Source organism: Porphyromonas canoris (assembly GCF_000765975.1).
Lineage (GTDB): Bacteria > Bacteroidota > Bacteroidia > Bacteroidales > Porphyromonadaceae > Porphyromonas_A > Porphyromonas_A canoris.
The window spans coordinates 269,477-284,783 of the sequence record NZ_JQZX01000009.1 but is presented as its reverse complement, the minus strand read 5'-3'; the positions used below and the strand labels follow the sequence as shown (position 1 = coordinate 284,783).

The following is a 15,307-nucleotide window of genomic DNA, read 5'->3' as shown; positions in this document are numbered from 1 at the left end:
CAGATATGAAAGCAGAAATAGAAAGCATCGTATGCGACTGGGCAGACGAGATACCCCATATCCTTGTAAGGATAATCAATGCCATTACCCTATCTGCCAATGAAGAGGAACTGAGGGCAGCCGTCAAACGAATAGCCGAAGAAACAGAACTTGACAAGTTCTTTGCCTATGGTTACGGCACACATCATTTTTGGCTTACCCACCGCAGGTTATCGAATGGTGAGCCGATGGAACACAGATTATTAAAGGTTGAGTTTTGAGAATATGAAGAAGAAAGTTTACAGAGTACGGACGCAATATATCTTCGAGGGAGTGTTTGAGGTAGTTGCCGAAAGCAGAGAGGACGCACGACAGAAGGTCATTCAGAATTGCGGATTAGTAATGGGTGGGAACATTCACAGCACCCTATCCGATGAGGAGGTGAATTGGGCTTTTTCCTCTCACCCCGAAGTAAGGACGGAACGGATAACCGTTCAAGAAAAACGGACAGAGTAAAGCGGTCGGCAGATTTGCCGACCGCTACTTTCTTTCGTGAGCTTCGGGCGGACAAAGAAAGTAGCAAAGAAACCCAATGAAAAAACTTCGTTACTTTTGACAGTGAGTTAGAACGGCTCAAAAGTAACAAAAAGCCACTTCTTTTTCCTTCAACTATTCTAAGTATAAGTGTAACACTGTATTGCCTTAAAGAATTATTCTACATGCAGTAAAACAGCATATTATTATGCATTTCATTTAATCTCTTTTATTATACGCTCTATATTCAAGCAAAACCCTGCAAATGGGTCTATTCGTTCAACCAAACTACTTCTTACTTTATCTATTGTTTTCGCATAGAATTTCTTCGAAAAATTAAAATTGGAAATATAACTTTCTAAAAGTCCCAAAAGATACATTGATAATATAAATGCATCTTGAGAAACAAGTAAACCAAATGTAGAGATAAATGAACTAAAAGAAAAGGCCCATTTATAGGTCTTTATTTTCAAATCAATACTCTTTGTGATGGCATCTCTTAAGCTTTTGTTGTCAATCGTTTGCTGACAAATTTGGCTGAATTTATTATACTGTAGTATGAATTTCTCAAAAGCATCAGATTGTCGTAATTCGTTGATATCCAATGGTGATAATTTCAAAATGTCTTCTTCAGATTCAATGACCCTTAATTTTTTCAATACATCACAAAAGAAACTGGGATTATAGAGTATTGTAGGGTTGTATTCCGTGTTTGATTTTAATAAATTAATCTGGATTTTCTGAAAGTATGATGAATGTCCAATAACAGAATTATTCCCTAATCCACCTGCGTAGTAATATGCTGAATTAGAAAAATCTTTTAGAATTTTATGTTGAATTGAAAGTAGTCGACGACTTCCTTTTAACCTATCTATGAGGTTATCAAAATCCATTTTCGATATAAAAACCCCTTTTTTATTAAGTATTTTATCAATCTCTGTTTCAAGTATATTTATTTTTCTCTTTGTGAATACATTCTCTATGTATTCACTTTCTGTTAGTATCAAATCTTTCAAATGCTCATAGAATACAAAACTCTGTCGAGTTATGTCTCTTTTTCTAAAACAATCTGTATTGTTAAACAATTCAATAATTTCGAGAGATTTCCTTTCCTTTATTTCGTCCCAATCAATTGCTTGAAGTTTTTTCTCGAAATAAAATTCGTTTAAATTGGTCTGATTACTGCCAACACTTGTTGTGAATATTTGATTATCAAAAAAAGGCTTAAATCGGACTTTAAGAAAATCTAATGAAGATAACGACAAGTCCAATAGATGCGAGGGAGGTAAGAGTATACTATCACAGATTAGAGATAACACTTTCAGGTTAAATTCATGGTTTGTTTTTTGAATTAACCTATCTTTCTCTAATTCAAAATATGGATAATATATTACTATCTCTTTTCCCATTCATTTATCTTATTACAAACTATATTTCAAGGTTTATTTTCCTTTCCAGATTAGAGTATTTCGCCTATACCTATAGAAGAGACTTCCTATAGCAAAAGTACAAATGTATTCAATTTATCATAAAACAGTCGAAAACAAACTTCAAGAAGTGACGTAAGTTATAGAGAAATTTACGTCACTTTGGAGGGATTACTCTATTACTTCTTTTCGCTAGCTCATAAGATAGTGAAAACTGCCCCCTGTAAGCCGATAACAACAGAAGTGTACCCCAAAAGTTTTATGTCTAACTTTCGGGGTACACTTCAAACTTTTTTATAGGGATGCTTTGTGAAGTCAGGGTACATAAAACAGGGCAAACTCCACATTTCGCCGTTTGACCAATCCTCGCAGGACTTTGCCCTTGTATCGGAAGAGATAGACAAATTCACGGTAGAAATTCCTGTCGCCCAGCTCTATCTTCCGTAGCAAACAGCTCTTGGGATGCTTACCGTATCCCAGCAACCTACCCGTTCCAACGTTGTAGGACAAGACAGCAAGCAGCAAAGCATCCTTACCGTAGTCCTTGAACATCATTAGACGCTTCATTAGGTCAGCCCGAAGCAAGGAGTCTGCCTGCCGTTCCGTCATCGCTGCCGTAAAGTGTTCTCCCGGTAAGAGCTGATGCCCGTATCCAACGTATGGGTAATCCTTCCTGCCGTGCAGACCCTCAAAATGCTTGATACAGACAACAGCACGCTCAAAGGGTGGCAACGAAAGAAGTACATTTCTTCTGTTTTGAGTAGAAAGCCGTAAGCAGAAAAGGCAGACAAGACACAAGACGACAAGTTTACTTCTTGCTCTCATTCGGATTCTCCTTTTCCTCGTCCTTTTGGCTGTTGAACTCAAACGAGAGTTTTGCCGTCTGTCCGAAATTATCCTCCACATACACGTCTATCGTCTGTTGGTCGGTGGAAGCGGATGTGTAGTAGAGCCTGAACTCCTCCTTGTTGAGCGGATAACGGTCATTGGGCTTGAAGACCGTACCATCATCCATCTTCAACTGTCCCTTTCCATCGGGCTGAAAATAACGGATAGTATAGCGTGCATCCTCAAACCGTCCCTGCCGTTTGAGCGTGCAGCGTATCTCTGCCGTCTGCCCTTTGGCAATGTGCTTCTGCACCGGCATCGTCTCTACCGTGAACGGGTACGCCTGCTGAATATCCAACTCATGATCACAAGCAGATAAACAAAACCCGGCGAGGGCAAGCACTCCCATTACCCATATTGTGTTTATAATTTTCTTCTTCATTGTTTGTTATCGTTTTGTTGTTATACATTGTTCCCTGCATTCTTGGAAAGCAGAAACTCATTCAAATCCTTGTGGTCGGCATACAGGGAGGAACGGTCGATGACTTTCTCTCCAAAACACTCGTGCAATCTCTGAAAAGTCCTTCGTCCCGCCTCGTCATTGTCGAGATAGCATTCTATCCTTCGATAGCCGTGCAAGGCTCTTACAGCCTTCTCCACGTTGGAGACGGAATTAAGCACAAGCCAGTCCGAAGCAATGATTCCCATTTGCATAGCCGAGAGATAATCCATAAAGCCCTCGAATACGGCACATACGTCCGAACCGTCATGCCTCAGTGAAATATCCTTCGGTGGTATGCAGCCCTTGAAGAAGCGGTTGCGAAGTTCCAATCCTCCGGCATCGTTGCGAAAGCCGATGGCATAGTACCGTTTGCCACGCACACGGTATCGAACCTCCTCGCAGTTGGGTATGGCAACGTGGGCATTGATGCCCCGTTCTTTTAAGTAGCCCAGCAGTTTGGCATCCTGCAACGGTCGCACCCAAATATCCTCAAAGACGGGTTCTTTCTTTTCGCTTCTTTGCGGTTGTTTCAAAGCAGGCAGCGGACACGTTCCGCTCTTGGCGATGAAAGCCGCCCGCAGAAGAAAATCACCGCTTCCGATAAACTCTCCCGCCAAGTCGAAAATATCACCGCCTTTGCCCGTCCCAAAATCGAACCAGACATTCTTGACGGTATCGACTTTGAAGGAGGGTGTCCGTTCCGTGCGGTAAGGGGCGGAATACCACAAGGCGTTTCCTTTCTGTCTGGTCGGATGAATCCCCATTGCGCTGAGGAAGTCTGCAATGGGAATCTCCCTCATCTGTCGCACGTCCATCAGTCCAGCATGATCTTCAATCCGACACCGTACTGGGCATGGAAACGCTCCATAGAGCCGCCCCACAGGCAACGCTCCCTGCCATAGAACAGCAATACCAGTCTGTCCGTCAGATAGGTCTCCGCCTGTAGGGTGATTGCCCCACCATAGATAAAGCCATCTTTGTTATGGAGCGTCGAACCGTCAAAGAGCCGTTTCTCTCCGCCATTGATCGTCTCATAGCCTGCCAAGGCGGAAACACCTGCGGAGAGGAAGAAGGTCTTGCTACCGTCCGAAAGCACACCAAAGAAGAAGCCTCCCTCGCCCGTGAACTGCTCCATAGGAATACGGCTTTCGCGATAGGGATGGTATCTTCGAAGATACTCCGCCCCGAACACCCATTGATGTCCTCCTTTCGTGTAGGTGGCAAGCGAAGCCCCGAACGAATAGCCCGTCTCATTCTTGGAAGAGGGAGAATAAAAACCGTCCGCCATGCCTGTGGTCAGGCGTATACCCTTCATCTTGGGCAGACAGCGTTGGGCGTGCGCCTGCCCTGCAAAGAGGGCAAGCAACACGACAAACAGGAAAAATGCGAGCTTTTTCATATCACTTCACTTTGAGTTCGTTGATTTCCCTCGCACGCACAAGGTCTTCGTTCTCCACGACAAAGGACTGGTGTCTTCCGCCGTTCTTCTCGTGCATCTCCACAATAAGCTGCTTATCGTCGGGGATGGTGAACTTCTGAAGCGTGAACACCGTGCGATCGCTCTTTTGTCCAGCCACACAGGTAACATAGTTATAGGCACGCAGCGGAAGCAGAACCTGCTCCTGCATAGCCGTCTGCTTGGCAACTTTCTTGTCCACAATCTTAAACGTGATGAAGTCGATGTCGAACGGCACGTTGGACTTGTTGCGCAGTTCCGTATGGAAGTACAGCAGTCCGTTGTGCGAGTATAACCCTTTGAGCAAATACTGAATACTGAAGGACTTGCTGCCGATGTGCTTCACCGTCCGCCTGTCCTCCTTGTGAATGGATTTCATAATGAGCCGTACCAGCATTGGGCTTTCGCTTCCGAGTTCCTTGAGATAGACCTCCATGGCGTTGTTCGGGCGGTTTACGCTCGCACCGTCATGGATGAAGTCCGCCATTTCCACATTGAGTAGTAGCGGCTCGTTGGCATACTTAACATTGAAGGTGTAGAATGCCCCGTCCTCCGTGATGACACTCATATTCGTCTCCTCGTGGAAGTCCTTGACCGTCGCCTTCACACGGATAACGTTCTCCGCTCCGTCCGCCTTCCCTGCAATGAGGTTGGGCGAACCCAAATCCACATAGCGCACGGCAGAGGGGAAGATAATGTGCACCGTCTTGTCGTAGGTGATTTCCAAGCCGTGGGGCGGTATCATCCGCTCAAAGGCAATCTTGCGAGTCAGCCCCTGATAGAGGTCTCCCGTTGAAGTTGTTTCCTGTGCGTTGGCACAGACTGCGCCCAGCATCAGGGCGATGGCTAAAACTGTTCTTTTCATTTTACTTTGGATTAAAGTGGTGAATAATAACTGTGAATTACTTGTTTTCAGGTTGGTAGAGCAATACCTTGTATCCTGCTTTGAGATGCACCTTGACGGTGCGCATCTTCTTGGCGAAATATTGGCTCGTTCCCTGTATCAGCCCCTTGCCCAAGTCGGCGGCAAGTTGTGCTCCCGCATCGGTGGAGATATTCACGCTGCTGCCCACGGACGTGCCCATCCCGGCGGCAATCTCCTTGGCTGCACTGCGTTCCATTGATCCGGGAATGAATATCCCCGCCTGTCCGTCCGTGTCGTACACTGTCAGCTCTACGGGGATGATATTCCCACGATATTCCAGTGAAGAAATGACAACGGCGAGCCGTTCGCCCTGTAGCTTTGTCGTTCCCACGACAAGGGCGTTGCGTGGAATCTCCCAGCCCGATACCAACATCGGCTCCAAGAGACGGAAACGTACGATTTGCCCGTCCGTAACCGTCTGGTTGTTATGCACACAGGCTGATATGGTGTTTCTCTCCGTCTGTGAGGCTGTCCCGATAGCAGTTTGAAATAGGAAATTTCTCTCCTTGACATATTCGGAGCGGAAAGTCGAGTCGCTCATCGGCTGTGCCAGAGCCGACACCACTTGTTCGCTCACGGGGGAAACGGGAAAGGCTACCGCCTTCCCGTTTCGGGTAGTTACGACCGCTTTCCTTTCGGAAGCCGTCTCCCCATCCGATGCCAATGCCATATTGGAAGAGGACTGTCCACCACCCGACGGCATATATTTTGCCGCCAACTGATAGGACTTTTCAAGTAGTGCCATCTGGTCGTTCACGGTTATGGCGGGCGACTGCTGTTCGCTGCTCATACGGTTTTCCAACTCTGCCAATCGGGCACGCAATTCTTCCTTTTCAGGGTCTTTCCTCGGTGCTTCATAGAAACTGCCGAGCGTGCGGTTGATGTCTTGGTAGGCTGATGCAGAGGCGTGGAATCCCTCTTGCGGAGCAGCAGTGCGAGAGCCAAAGCCGTTATCTCTTTCCGACAAATCCGTTTTTAATGCCAACTCTTCGGAACTCTGCGCCGGTTGTCCTCCTGTCATTTCCCCGAACATGGAACTGAGGCTTTGCATCGCACGGCTGCGCTCCTGCTCTTTCTCCTCCATCATCTCCTTTTCGTAGGCTTTCTTCTTATCACCGATCAGTTCGGCTGCTGTCGGGTCGGGCACTTCCGTGTTGAATCCCTTCGCCTGTTTCTCCTCTTCTTTCTCCGATGGAGCGAAGATGAGCCACATAGAGCCTGCAAAAAGCAGGAACATCAGGGGGTAAATGACAAACTTCTTTCGCCTTTGTCTCTCTTCCTCCGTCAGTTCAGGCGAGGTACTCGTATCGGAGGCTGTCTTTCTTTTGAATGGGAACATAATCATAATACTTTAATAGGTTGATACTGTCATTCGGATAGAGCCGCCTTACTTCAGGGGCTTCGATATGCTTGATTGAGGGTAATGCTTCCTCCTTAGTGTCTCCATCGGAGAAGATGCGATACAAACCGTTGAAGAAAACGTAGTTGGTAAGAAAAGCGAAAAAGAGAAGCATTGTCAGGACAACATACAGCCTCAGATGAATGGGGATGCGTCCGCACAGGCGGCGGAGTCTTGCCTCCGCTCTCTCCTGCATCATTCGGAACAGACTTCTATTTTTCATCGCTTACGGGTACTGATGTCCTTGTTCTCCACTATCTCGAATCCCTCGATGTTGAACCCGTTCGGATTGTCGTCGCTGCGACTCGTATTGAGCAGGCGGCAGACGGTCACGAGGCTGCGCTCAGTCACGTTGGTGGCACGGATAATCATCTGCCGGGCGTACGTCCGTACCGAATAGGGATAGTGGTCAAAGTCACAGAGTACGCTGTCCACCTGCACGACCTGATTGATGTTTCCTGCCACGATACGGTTGTAGTACCCTTTCTCGGAGAAATCCCGATAGTAATTGTAGGCACTTTTGTCCGCCAAGAGCAGCGCACGGGAGATATTCCCCTCGATGGCACTCTTATCGGGCGAAAGGGTGAAGAACAACTCGTGGAAGCGGCGCACGTGCTCTTTTGCCTCGGCGGGTCTGTTCTGCGACAGATCCTGCGACAAGGCGAGCATCAGCGACTTACCGCCATCCAGCACATAGATTTTCTGCCTTTGGGCTTCGGCAAAGGAGTAGGCTCTCCATACCGAATAGCCCGCAAGGGCGGCACACAGACAGACGACAACCAAAGTAAAAAGGCGTATCTGCCTGAAACTTGTTTCGATATTCTTTAATGACTTAAATTCCATGACTTTTTAGTTTTGTTCAGATGATTCTGATGATTGGTTTCCTCCTCGATGAAATAATTTTCCGGCAATCTCTTTGGCTTTGCTGCCCGCATGGTTCATCATGCTTCGTCCGTGTCCCACGGCAAAGCCTCCTGCGGCTCCACCCACGGCTCCTGCGATACCAGCACCCTTTCCTGCCGCATAGTTCACGTTCTTTCCGAAATTACCTGCTCCACCTGCCTGTATCACCCAGCCCGCAACCGTAGGAATGGTGAAGTAGCCGATGATGCCGATAATCATAAATACAAGGTAGACCCCATTCGAGGCATCTATCGTATAGGTAGGGTCATTTTGTAGCTGTGTGATGTCATGCTTGAGCATCAGCTCCTGAATCTTCGCCAGCATCGAGCTGAACAAGTCCGCCACAGGCAACCACAAATAGATGGAGATGTACCTTGTGAACCACTGCGTGAGGGTACTCTGAAAACCGTCCCACACGGAGATGGCAAAGGCTATCGGACCCAAGATGGAGAGGACAATCAGGAAGAATGTCCGGAGCGTGTCGATAAGCAGGGCGGCAGCGGCGAAAAGCAGTTCTAAAAGTTCCCGCACCATATTGCGAATAGATTTCTTCAGGTTATACATACCTCGCTCCACATACATCCCTGCCATCGTCGCCATGTCCGAGGGAGCGATACCGAGTTCATCCAGTTTCTTGTCGAACTCCTCGTTACTGACCAAATAGGCTGTTTCGGGATTTTTTACCATCGCCTCGTACTCCAGCTTGTCCCGTAACTTGCGGTATTCGTCCATGCTGAAGGTCTGCTTTTCGAGCATCTTGTGTGTACCCTGTACAATGGGACTGAGCACCCCGTTGATGGTCTCCAGCACCATCGGAAAGAAGAGGATACAGAGACCGAGCGCAAACGGACGGAGCAACGGATAGACGTCGATGGGTTCGGCACGGGCAAGCGTTTGCCATACTCTGAGTGCCACATAGAAGAGCGCGCCCAAGCCCGCAATGCCTTTGGCGACGCCTATCATGTCGCCGCACATCGGCATCATCTCCGTGTAAAGGGTACGGAGGACTTGGTGCAGGTTATCAAATTCCGCTCCCATACCTACCAATACCTTTCGTTGTCCGTTCCATAGAGCGAAAGCACCCGGTCGGTATCCTGCTGCTTCTTGGCTCTGAGGTAGCTTACGGAGATGTTCTTGTTCGTGTAGTAACGCACGAGGTTGCGGTAGTCCCGCACCTCCTTGTAGCAGCGATCCACCACGTCCATACGCTCCTTGTCGGTCATTTTCAGCGTGGTGATGTTCACCACCTGCTTCAGCTCCTTGAGCAGGTTGTTGCTCTCTCCGAGCAGTTTGGTGTAGCCGTTGGCGATGGCAACCAGCTCCTCCGGTCGGAAGTTCGGGTCGGAGAGCATCTTCTTGTAGTTGTTCACATAGATGTCGGAGATTTCCCCGACCATCAGGATGGTCTCTTTGACTCGTTGGGCATCCCGCACGAGGTCATTCACTTTTTTCAGAGCGTCGTAGTACTTCTTGCTCTCATTGTAGAGTTTCTCCACCTCTTTGAAGTTGTTGAGCGTGTTCTTGACCGTTTTGGAGGTTTGTATGATTTCCTTGGTCGTGTTGATGATGCTCTGTGCAAGGTTGGTGGGGTCTGTGACTACCCACTGGGCGTGTGCGCTGCCGGCCAGGAGGCAACCGCACGTGATAAGCATTAAAATTCTCTTTCTCATTTTACGTTGGATTTTAGTGATGATTATTCTTGACTATTCTTCTTCAGTGAGCTGCCTGATGGCAAGCTCCATGTTGCCGCCGAGTTGCTCGGCACGGGCCAGTACGCGCATCTTCTCTGTCTCCTCCGTTGTGTAGGTGAGGTATTCGGCTTTTGATACTTCGGTGGCATAGACAGCGGATTGTACACCACCCAGTCCGATCCATACCTCCTTGTATGACCTCGTGGCATCGTTGCTCTGGTTGATGGAGAGGATTTGCCCCCGTTCCTTGTCCGTCAGTCCCAAGAGTGCCTGAATCTGGTCGAACTTGTTCATGTACTTGCGCTGGTCAAGCAGTATCTTGCAATCACTATTATTGATGATGGACTCCTTGACCACGGGCGATGAGATGATGTCGTCCACTTCCTGTGTCACCACGACCGCCTCGCCAAAGAACTTACGCACGGTTTTGTAGAGGTAGCGTATGTATCCCGCCATGTTTGCGGAGGCTATCGCTTTCCAAGCCTCCTCGATGAGGATGACTTTCCGAACCCCTTTCAGTCGTCGCATCTTATTGATGAACAACTCCATAATGATGATAGTCGTGATGGGAAAGAGGATGGGATGATCCTTTATCGCGTCGATTTCGAAAACGATGAAGCGTGCATTTAAGAGGTCGAGTTGCTTGTCCGAGTTCAGCAGATAGTCGTATTCGCCACCCTTGTAGTACGGCTCCAGCACGTTGAGAAAATTGGCCAAGTCAAAATCCTTTTCCCTGACCTTTTTCTCACGAAGCAGAGCCGAGTAATCGGTGGTGAGATACTCGTAAAAGCTGTTGAACGAAGGGACGATACCATCATCCGTCTTGATCCGCTCGATAAAGAGCGAAACGGCATTGGAGAGGGCAACCTCCTCCGAACGGGTGGCAGGCTCGTTGTCTTTTTTCCATAGGGTCAGCAGTAGGGTCTTGATGCTCTCTCGCTTCTCCACATCAAAAATCTTGTCCGTCGTGTAGAAGGGATTGAAGCTGATGGGACTCTCGTCTGAGTAGGTGAAATAGACCCCATCCTCGCCCTGCGTTTTGTGGCGTATCATCTCGCACAAGCCCTGATAGCTGTTTCCCGTGTCTACCAAGACGATATGGGTGTTCTGTTCCCAGTACTGCCTTAGTAGGTGGTTGGTGAAGAACGACTTGCCCGAACCCGACGGTCCCAAGATGAACTTGTTGCGGTTCGTGATGATGCCTTGCTTCATCGGCAGATCGGAGATGTCGAGATGGATGGGCTTGCCGCTGCGGTCAGCCATCTTGATACCGAACGGTGAGAGTGAATCACGGTAGTTGGTCTCCTCATTGAAGAAGCAGACCGCCTGTTCGATGAAGGTGTAGAAACTCTCTTCGGCAGGGAAGTCGGCTTCATTGCCGGGAATGCCCGCCCAGAAGAGCGTCGGCACATCCACTGTGTTGTGTCGTGGCTTGCACTCCATCAGTGCCAGCTGACTACCCACATCATTGCGGATAAGGCGGAGTTCCTCCTCATCCTCGCTCCACGCCAAGACATTGCAATGACAGCGGACGGAGGTAAGCCCGAAGCTGTGCGCCTCGTTCAGATACTCGTCAATCCACTGTTTGTTGATCTGGTTGCTTCGGCTGTAACGGGAGAGCGAGTGCATATTCCGTGCGCTCTTCTCGAAGCGTTGCAGGTTCTCCGCACTGTCGTCAATCAGCACATACTGGTTATAGATATGGTTGCACGGGAGTAACAGCCCAACGGGAGCGGCAAAGGAAAGGCGGCAATCGCTTCGGTCGGTGGAGAGACGCTCATAGCGCATATCCGTTGCGACCTGTCCGGGCAGGTCTTCCGTATCGGAGAGCGTATGCAGGCAGAGCCGTTTGTCGCCGATACGCATACGGTCGGCTCTCAGGTCGATGTCCTCCAATACCGTCGTGTCGGAGAGGGAGAGCGAGAAATACTTCTCTATCAGTCCCGGTTTTTCCTCCGTTCCGACAATCTCTTCGTCGTTCAGTCGGATAAGACGAACAAAACCGCATTCGTTCATAATCCGCTCGAATTGCTCGGTCGCTTCGAGGAACTTGCGGGCGGTATCCTTGTCCCGTACCTCCTTGGGGATGATATGCCCCCGGCAGAGGGTGGAGAAGTTGCTCTGCTGTCGGCTGCGGTTCTTGGTTGTCTTAGTCAGGAACAGATAACAGTCGTGATGAAGGAATGGTCGCTCGTTGAAGTGCCGCTCGAAACTTCGGGAAAGGAAGCTCATATCCTCCTTTTGCAATTCTGGGCGGTAGCCCTCCTTGACGAACCAATCCTGTTTGTGTACGATGCTGTAGGTCGGCAACACCTTGATTGCCTTCACCCAAGCCGAATGAATGGCGACATACTCCGCACTTGTCACCGTATAGAGTTCGGGAAGTTCGACCCGAAAAGCGACCGTGATGTCGGCGTCCTTCGAGAGGATGCACCCCTCTTCAACGGCAAGCAGCGGAAAGCGATTCTCCAGCGTGGTGGCTTTCAGTATATTTCTCATTGCCTTTTCTCCTTTTCTTTGTTTTTCCTTTCTTCCTGTTCTCTCTTTACTCTTCTCTGTTCCTTATGTCGGAACAGACGAGGAATGCGACGACGGTTGATAAGATATCGGGGATGGCTGTGCAGCGCGGAACGCTTCATCAGCCCATATTCCCCATACTTCCTGTTCAGGGAGAAGGTCTGCCACACCAGAACGGATGCGGCAGTCCCTCCGAAGCCGATACAGATCCATTGATTGACACCCGCCATGTAGAGGATGACAAACAGCACGAAAAGGGCGAGTAGCCCTCCGGCGAAGATGAACAGATACTGGCTTTTGAGTCCCTGAAACTCTACCGAGCGACCGATTCCCTTGTTGATGGGATAGGTCTCCATAGGCTTAGAGGAAGAAACTTCTTAGAATGGTGGCTGCGACAATGAGGAAGATACAGGCCCCGAACCAGCTCGCGGCGGTCTTCGAAGTGTCTGGATCTCCGGACGAGAACTTTGAATAGACTTTTACCCCTCCGATAAGTCCCACAACCGCACCGATGGCATAGATGAGTTTCGTGGCTGGGTCGAAATAACTCGTCACCATGTTGGTGGCTTGGTTGATACCCGACAAGCCGTTCCCTTGGGCAAAGGCAGAGGAAATGGAAAGCAGCAGAATGGCTGCGAAAAGAAAATGTTTCTTGGTCATAAATCTTTGTTTTGTGCCAGAAGGATTGGATATGTCCTCCCGACGGATGAATACTGTTGTTACTTTCGGATGTTAGTGGTGGCTCTCTTAGAGTCAGCCGTACTCTTTTTCTTTCATTGTTCCTGTTATATTAAAGGGTTCATACTATTGGGGTTAAAACCGATCGGAAGGGGCGTTACGCTTTTTTGCCGCTGTAAAGCTCCTCGAAACGGGCACGGACGATTTCATCGATCGTGGCCGAACGTTTCGCATCGCTTCGGAGCGTTTCCATCAGATGGGTTCCTTCCAACGCTCTCAGCGTATCGCCGGTACTCTGTCGCTCTGCTTCGGTGTGGGCGTGGCGGTGAATGACCGACAAGGCTTCCAGCACCCGTTCAAAATCAATTCCCATGGCGTATTCTCTTTCCCCCTGTATGGGAAGTTCTTCGTCCTCCTCTTCAAACGATGGTGCATCCGAAGATTCATACGTTAAAGGAATCTCATCCATGTCGGGCAGATTATCCGGCTCTTCCGATGGCTCTTGTCCGTTTTCGAGGGCAAATGTAGATGCCTTTTTTGCTTCCGCCTCGCCTTTGGCATAACTGCGTACTTGTGGCGTTGAATGGCCTCTCTTAAAGCGACTTTTACCGATGATTTCTGCTTCAGAGACTATTTGGCAAGGCTTTTTGGGTGCTCCCTTCCTTCCTCTTTTCCGCTCATACAAGAGAAAAAGAAATAGCCACAGGAGATAGAGCAAGAGAGCGGCAAGGACTATTCGGTACATAGGCGTTGCAGGATTTCGTGAAGTTCATCGCCCAACCCGTTGCATAGCTGACTTAACTTTCCTCCGTGAGGAGGGAAGAGGGTGCATACCCCTCTTTTGCGCTCGGAAAGCAACGGACGATACAAACGGGAGTGGCTTAATGAGGTCTGCATCAGCAATGCTCCCGTTTCATCGGCAAGGGTTCGACAGCGTTCATCGGCTTCCTCGCGTTCCCAAGCCTGTATCATATTGCGAAGCAGATAAAGTTCTCTGATATTGCCCTTGCCCATCGTCAGTATCTGCTCTCCCAAGATGTCGATGAAACGGCGGACGGCTTCCATATCCATCGGACTGCCCGTAACGGGAAAGACGACGGCGTCCATTGCCGAAAGCAGTTCCACTGTCCCTTCGGTACGCATCAATGCAGGGAGGTCGAAGAGGATGCAGCGAGGAGGATTGTCCGCACAGTATCGTTCCACCCGATTCAGGGCTTCTCGCACCGGAGTGTAGATAATCGGATAAGGGGTGCAGGGTGTCCGATGCTTCAGACGCATCAGGCTTTGATGATTCAGTTCCTCCGACTCTTGTTGCCGCAGACGGGCGATGGTATAGACGGGATGGTTGCAATCCACGACAACGACATCGTACCCTCTGTGGTATTGCAGAATGCTTGCGGCAAGTACCGTAAGCGAAGTTTTGCCGACACCTCCCTTGGGGGAAGCGATGGCGAGATAAATGGGTTTACTCATATTTTCTCTTTTCTTTGAACGGGTGAATACTATGTCTTGATAAATCGTTTGTAATCGAAGTTGCCTGACTGAACCTCTTTCGGAGCTTCTTCGGCAACGCGCTCCAGCAGTTCGCGGACACGTTCTCCGGCCGCTTTCTTAATCGCTTGGAACATCGGGGAGTCGTGTATTTTATAGATGGTTTCGGCGGCTTTCGCAGCTTCCTCTATCGGAGCATTTTTGCAGGAGAGGACATTACCCATTTGTTGCAGCTCTTCCGCCGTGATGCTTTCCGAAAGGGAGTGGCTTTCACCTTGGACTTCCACCAGTACATATTTCTCATCCTCTTCGGAAATGTCCGGAGAGGTCTCTTCCGACATTCCCGTTTCAGGCATCTGTTCCTGTAACTCTTCGTCAATGGGCAACTCGGCTAAAAGGACATTCTCCTCTTGGGAGGATTCCTTTTGGGGGATACGGATGGTGACGACGACTTTCCCCTTGCCCCGTTCCTTGAAAAAGAGTTGCAAGTCACGGTAGAGTTTTATGGCACTCCGATAGCGTCCGTACAGAAAACGGGCGACCTGTACGCTGCCGAGATAGGCTAAGCTGACCAGCAGCAGAATAAATACGATCTGCTTCATCGCTCGAAACGTTTACGGAATTGTTGCTCGAACAAGACGTCTATCTCATCGCGATGACTCTCTAAGTGGTGCCGGAGGATGTGTTCTACGAATGCCCCGATCGTCAGTTTGCCTGCGGCTGCCACATAGACGATTTCGGCAATCTCTTCCTGTGTCTTTTTGGAAATGAATACCCCCTTTCGGTCTCCAATGTTCAGGGGTTGCAGAAAGGCGGTTTCATAATCGCATCTCTCTTCCTGAAGGAGACCTGTAGGATGTCCCTCGGAATGTTCAATGAGCGTGGTGGAGTTACGGATGGTTACTTTTGAAGAGACGCTTTTTCGTTCTCTGCAGGACTTATGACCTGCCATTGGTCGATCTTTTTTCTGTTTCATA

20 protein-coding genes are annotated in these 15,307 nt (G+C 49.0%); 2 read left to right on the top strand and 18 right to left on the bottom strand.

The features are described from left to right. The first annotated feature begins 5 nt into the window (after positions 1–5). Positions 6–260 carry a hypothetical protein gene (locus HQ29_RS06045; RefSeq protein WP_036868283.1) on the top strand — a complete coding sequence of 85 codons (255 nt, stop codon included), beginning with the start codon at positions 6–8 and terminating at the stop codon, positions 258–260. 4 nt (positions 261–264) lie between these two features. Further along, positions 265–495, top strand: a complete 231-nt coding sequence (locus HQ29_RS06040) for a hypothetical protein (RefSeq protein WP_036868280.1) — start codon at positions 265–267, stop codon at positions 493–495. A gap of 233 nt (positions 496–728) precedes the next feature. Here the strand turns inward: HQ29_RS06040 and HQ29_RS06035 are convergent, their stop codons facing one another. The 18 genes from HQ29_RS06035 to HQ29_RS05950 form a co-directional block, all read right to left on the bottom strand. Further along, positions 729–1,922, bottom strand: a complete 1,194-nt coding sequence (locus HQ29_RS06035; protein ID WP_036868277.1) for a hypothetical protein — start codon at positions 1,920–1,922, stop codon at positions 729–731. Positions 1,923–2,255: 333 nt separating this feature from the next. Then, positions 2,256–2,765, bottom strand: a complete 510-nt coding sequence (locus HQ29_RS06030) for a glycoside hydrolase family protein (RefSeq protein WP_036868274.1) — start codon at positions 2,763–2,765, stop codon at positions 2,256–2,258. Further along, positions 2,749–3,210 (bottom strand): DUF3872 domain-containing protein, encoded by a 462-nt coding sequence (locus HQ29_RS06025; protein WP_036868271.1) that lies wholly within the window; start codon positions 3,208–3,210, stop codon positions 2,749–2,751. The genes HQ29_RS06030 and HQ29_RS06025 overlap by 17 nt, the downstream gene beginning before the upstream one ends. Before the next feature lie 20 nt (positions 3,211–3,230). After that, positions 3,231–4,085, bottom strand: coding sequence for a toprim domain-containing protein (locus HQ29_RS06020; RefSeq protein ID WP_036868268.1), 855 nt, complete (start codon positions 4,083–4,085; stop codon positions 3,231–3,233). Continuing rightward, entirely contained in the window at positions 4,085–4,669 is a 585-nt protein-coding gene (locus HQ29_RS06015; RefSeq protein ID WP_036868265.1) for a conjugal transfer protein TraO, read from the bottom strand. The genes HQ29_RS06020 and HQ29_RS06015 overlap by 1 nt, the downstream gene beginning before the upstream one ends. Position 4,670: 1 nt before the next feature. Next, the gene (gene traN, locus HQ29_RS06010) at positions 4,671–5,591 is read right to left on the bottom strand and encodes a conjugative transposon protein TraN (RefSeq protein ID WP_036868263.1); all 921 of its coding nucleotides are present in this window, start codon (positions 5,589–5,591) and stop codon (positions 4,671–4,673) included. A gap of 37 nt (positions 5,592–5,628) precedes the next feature. Continuing rightward, on the bottom strand, positions 5,629–6,990 hold the full coding sequence (traM, locus tag HQ29_RS06005; RefSeq protein WP_082226850.1) for a conjugative transposon protein TraM: 1,362 nt from the start codon (positions 6,988–6,990) through the stop codon (positions 5,629–5,631). Then, complete coding sequence (locus tag HQ29_RS06000) at positions 6,941–7,273, bottom strand: TraL conjugative transposon family protein (RefSeq protein ID WP_036868260.1); 333 nt, start codon at positions 7,271–7,273, stop codon at positions 6,941–6,943. The genes traM and HQ29_RS06000 overlap by 50 nt, the downstream gene beginning before the upstream one ends. Continuing rightward, complete coding sequence (traK, locus tag HQ29_RS05995) at positions 7,270–7,893, bottom strand: conjugative transposon protein TraK (RefSeq protein ID WP_036868258.1); 624 nt, start codon at positions 7,891–7,893, stop codon at positions 7,270–7,272. The genes HQ29_RS06000 and traK overlap by 4 nt, the downstream gene beginning before the upstream one ends. Before the next feature lie 6 nt (positions 7,894–7,899). After that, a complete protein-coding gene (traJ, locus tag HQ29_RS05990; protein WP_036868255.1) occupies positions 7,900–8,991 on the bottom strand; it encodes a conjugative transposon protein TraJ in 1,092 nt (363 codons plus the stop codon). Between the two features lie 2 nt (positions 8,992–8,993). Beyond that, positions 8,994–9,623: a DUF4141 domain-containing protein gene (locus HQ29_RS05985; protein WP_052089894.1), complete on the bottom strand. Its 630-nt coding sequence runs from the start codon at positions 9,621–9,623 to the stop codon at positions 8,994–8,996. A 33-nt stretch (positions 9,624–9,656) separates the two neighbouring features. After that, entirely contained in the window at positions 9,657–12,143 is a 2,487-nt protein-coding gene (locus HQ29_RS05980) for a TraG family conjugative transposon ATPase (RefSeq protein ID WP_036868252.1), read from the bottom strand. After that, a complete protein-coding gene (locus HQ29_RS05975) occupies positions 12,140–12,517 on the bottom strand; it encodes a DUF4133 domain-containing protein (RefSeq protein WP_036845177.1) in 378 nt (125 codons plus the stop codon). The genes HQ29_RS05980 and HQ29_RS05975 overlap by 4 nt, the downstream gene beginning before the upstream one ends. A gap of 4 nt (positions 12,518–12,521) precedes the next feature. Further along, positions 12,522–12,821 carry a DUF4134 domain-containing protein gene (locus HQ29_RS05970; RefSeq protein ID WP_036868249.1) on the bottom strand — a complete coding sequence of 100 codons (300 nt, stop codon included), beginning with the start codon at positions 12,819–12,821 and terminating at the stop codon, positions 12,522–12,524. 175 nt (positions 12,822–12,996) lie between these two features. Continuing rightward, positions 12,997–13,584: a conjugal transfer protein gene (locus HQ29_RS05965; protein ID WP_036868246.1), complete on the bottom strand. Its 588-nt coding sequence runs from the start codon at positions 13,582–13,584 to the stop codon at positions 12,997–12,999. After that, positions 13,572–14,312, bottom strand: coding sequence for a ParA family protein (locus HQ29_RS05960; RefSeq protein ID WP_036868244.1), 741 nt, complete (start codon positions 14,310–14,312; stop codon positions 13,572–13,574). Before HQ29_RS05960 ends, HQ29_RS05965 begins: the two co-directional genes overlap by 13 nt. A gap of 29 nt (positions 14,313–14,341) precedes the next feature. Then, positions 14,342–14,932 (bottom strand): hypothetical protein, encoded by a 591-nt coding sequence (locus tag HQ29_RS05955; RefSeq protein ID WP_036868243.1) that lies wholly within the window; start codon positions 14,930–14,932, stop codon positions 14,342–14,344. Then, positions 14,929–15,282 carry a DUF3408 domain-containing protein gene (locus HQ29_RS05950; RefSeq protein ID WP_036868445.1) on the bottom strand — a complete coding sequence of 118 codons (354 nt, stop codon included), beginning with the start codon at positions 15,280–15,282 and terminating at the stop codon, positions 14,929–14,931. Before HQ29_RS05950 ends, HQ29_RS05955 begins: the two co-directional genes overlap by 4 nt. Positions 15,283–15,307: the final 25 nt, after the last annotated feature.

Excerpts from the sequence above, each read along its gene's own strand:
- HQ29_RS05950 (WP_036868445.1), bottom strand. The coding sequence starts at position 15,282 with ATGGCAGGTCATAAGTCCTGCAGAGAACGAAAAAGCGTCTCTTCAAAA.
- traN (WP_036868263.1), bottom strand. The coding sequence starts at position 5,591 with ATGAAAAGAACAGTTTTAGCCATCGCCCTGATGCTGGGCGCAGTCTGT.
- HQ29_RS06000 (WP_036868260.1), bottom strand. The coding sequence starts at position 7,273 with ATGAAAAATAGAAGTCTGTTCCGAATGATGCAGGAGAGAGCGGAGGCA.
- HQ29_RS05985 (WP_052089894.1), bottom strand. The coding sequence starts at position 9,623 with ATGAGAAAGAGAATTTTAATGCTTATCACGTGCGGTTGCCTCCTGGCC.
- HQ29_RS06045 (WP_036868283.1), top strand. The coding sequence starts at position 6 with ATGAAAGCAGAAATAGAAAGCATCGTATGCGACTGGGCAGACGAGATA.
- traJ (WP_036868255.1), bottom strand. The coding sequence starts at position 8,991 with ATGGGAGCGGAATTTGATAACCTGCACCAAGTCCTCCGTACCCTTTAC.
- HQ29_RS05980 (WP_036868252.1), bottom strand. The coding sequence starts at position 12,143 with ATGAGAAATATACTGAAAGCCACCACGCTGGAGAATCGCTTTCCGCTG.
- HQ29_RS06025 (WP_036868271.1), bottom strand. The coding sequence starts at position 3,210 with ATGAAGAAGAAAATTATAAACACAATATGGGTAATGGGAGTGCTTGCC.
- traM (WP_082226850.1), bottom strand. The coding sequence starts at position 6,990 with ATGTTCCCATTCAAAAGAAAGACAGCCTCCGATACGAGTACCTCGCCT.
- HQ29_RS06035 (WP_036868277.1), bottom strand. The coding sequence starts at position 1,922 with ATGGGAAAAGAGATAGTAATATATTATCCATATTTTGAATTAGAGAAA.
- HQ29_RS06030 (WP_036868274.1), bottom strand. The coding sequence starts at position 2,765 with ATGAGAGCAAGAAGTAAACTTGTCGTCTTGTGTCTTGTCTGCCTTTTC.
- HQ29_RS05955 (WP_036868243.1), bottom strand. The coding sequence starts at position 14,932 with ATGAAGCAGATCGTATTTATTCTGCTGCTGGTCAGCTTAGCCTATCTC.
- HQ29_RS06040 (WP_036868280.1), top strand. The coding sequence starts at position 265 with ATGAAGAAGAAAGTTTACAGAGTACGGACGCAATATATCTTCGAGGGA.
- HQ29_RS05975 (WP_036845177.1), bottom strand. The coding sequence starts at position 12,517 with ATGGAGACCTATCCCATCAACAAGGGAATCGGTCGCTCGGTAGAGTTT.
- HQ29_RS06020 (WP_036868268.1), bottom strand. The coding sequence starts at position 4,085 with ATGGACGTGCGACAGATGAGGGAGATTCCCATTGCAGACTTCCTCAGC.
- HQ29_RS05965 (WP_036868246.1), bottom strand. The coding sequence starts at position 13,584 with ATGTACCGAATAGTCCTTGCCGCTCTCTTGCTCTATCTCCTGTGGCTA.
- HQ29_RS05960 (WP_036868244.1), bottom strand. The coding sequence starts at position 14,312 with ATGAGTAAACCCATTTATCTCGCCATCGCTTCCCCCAAGGGAGGTGTC.
- HQ29_RS05970 (WP_036868249.1), bottom strand. The coding sequence starts at position 12,821 with ATGACCAAGAAACATTTTCTTTTCGCAGCCATTCTGCTGCTTTCCATT.
- traK (WP_036868258.1), bottom strand. The coding sequence starts at position 7,893 with ATGGAATTTAAGTCATTAAAGAATATCGAAACAAGTTTCAGGCAGATA.
- HQ29_RS06015 (WP_036868265.1), bottom strand. The coding sequence starts at position 4,669 with ATGAAAAAGCTCGCATTTTTCCTGTTTGTCGTGTTGCTTGCCCTCTTT.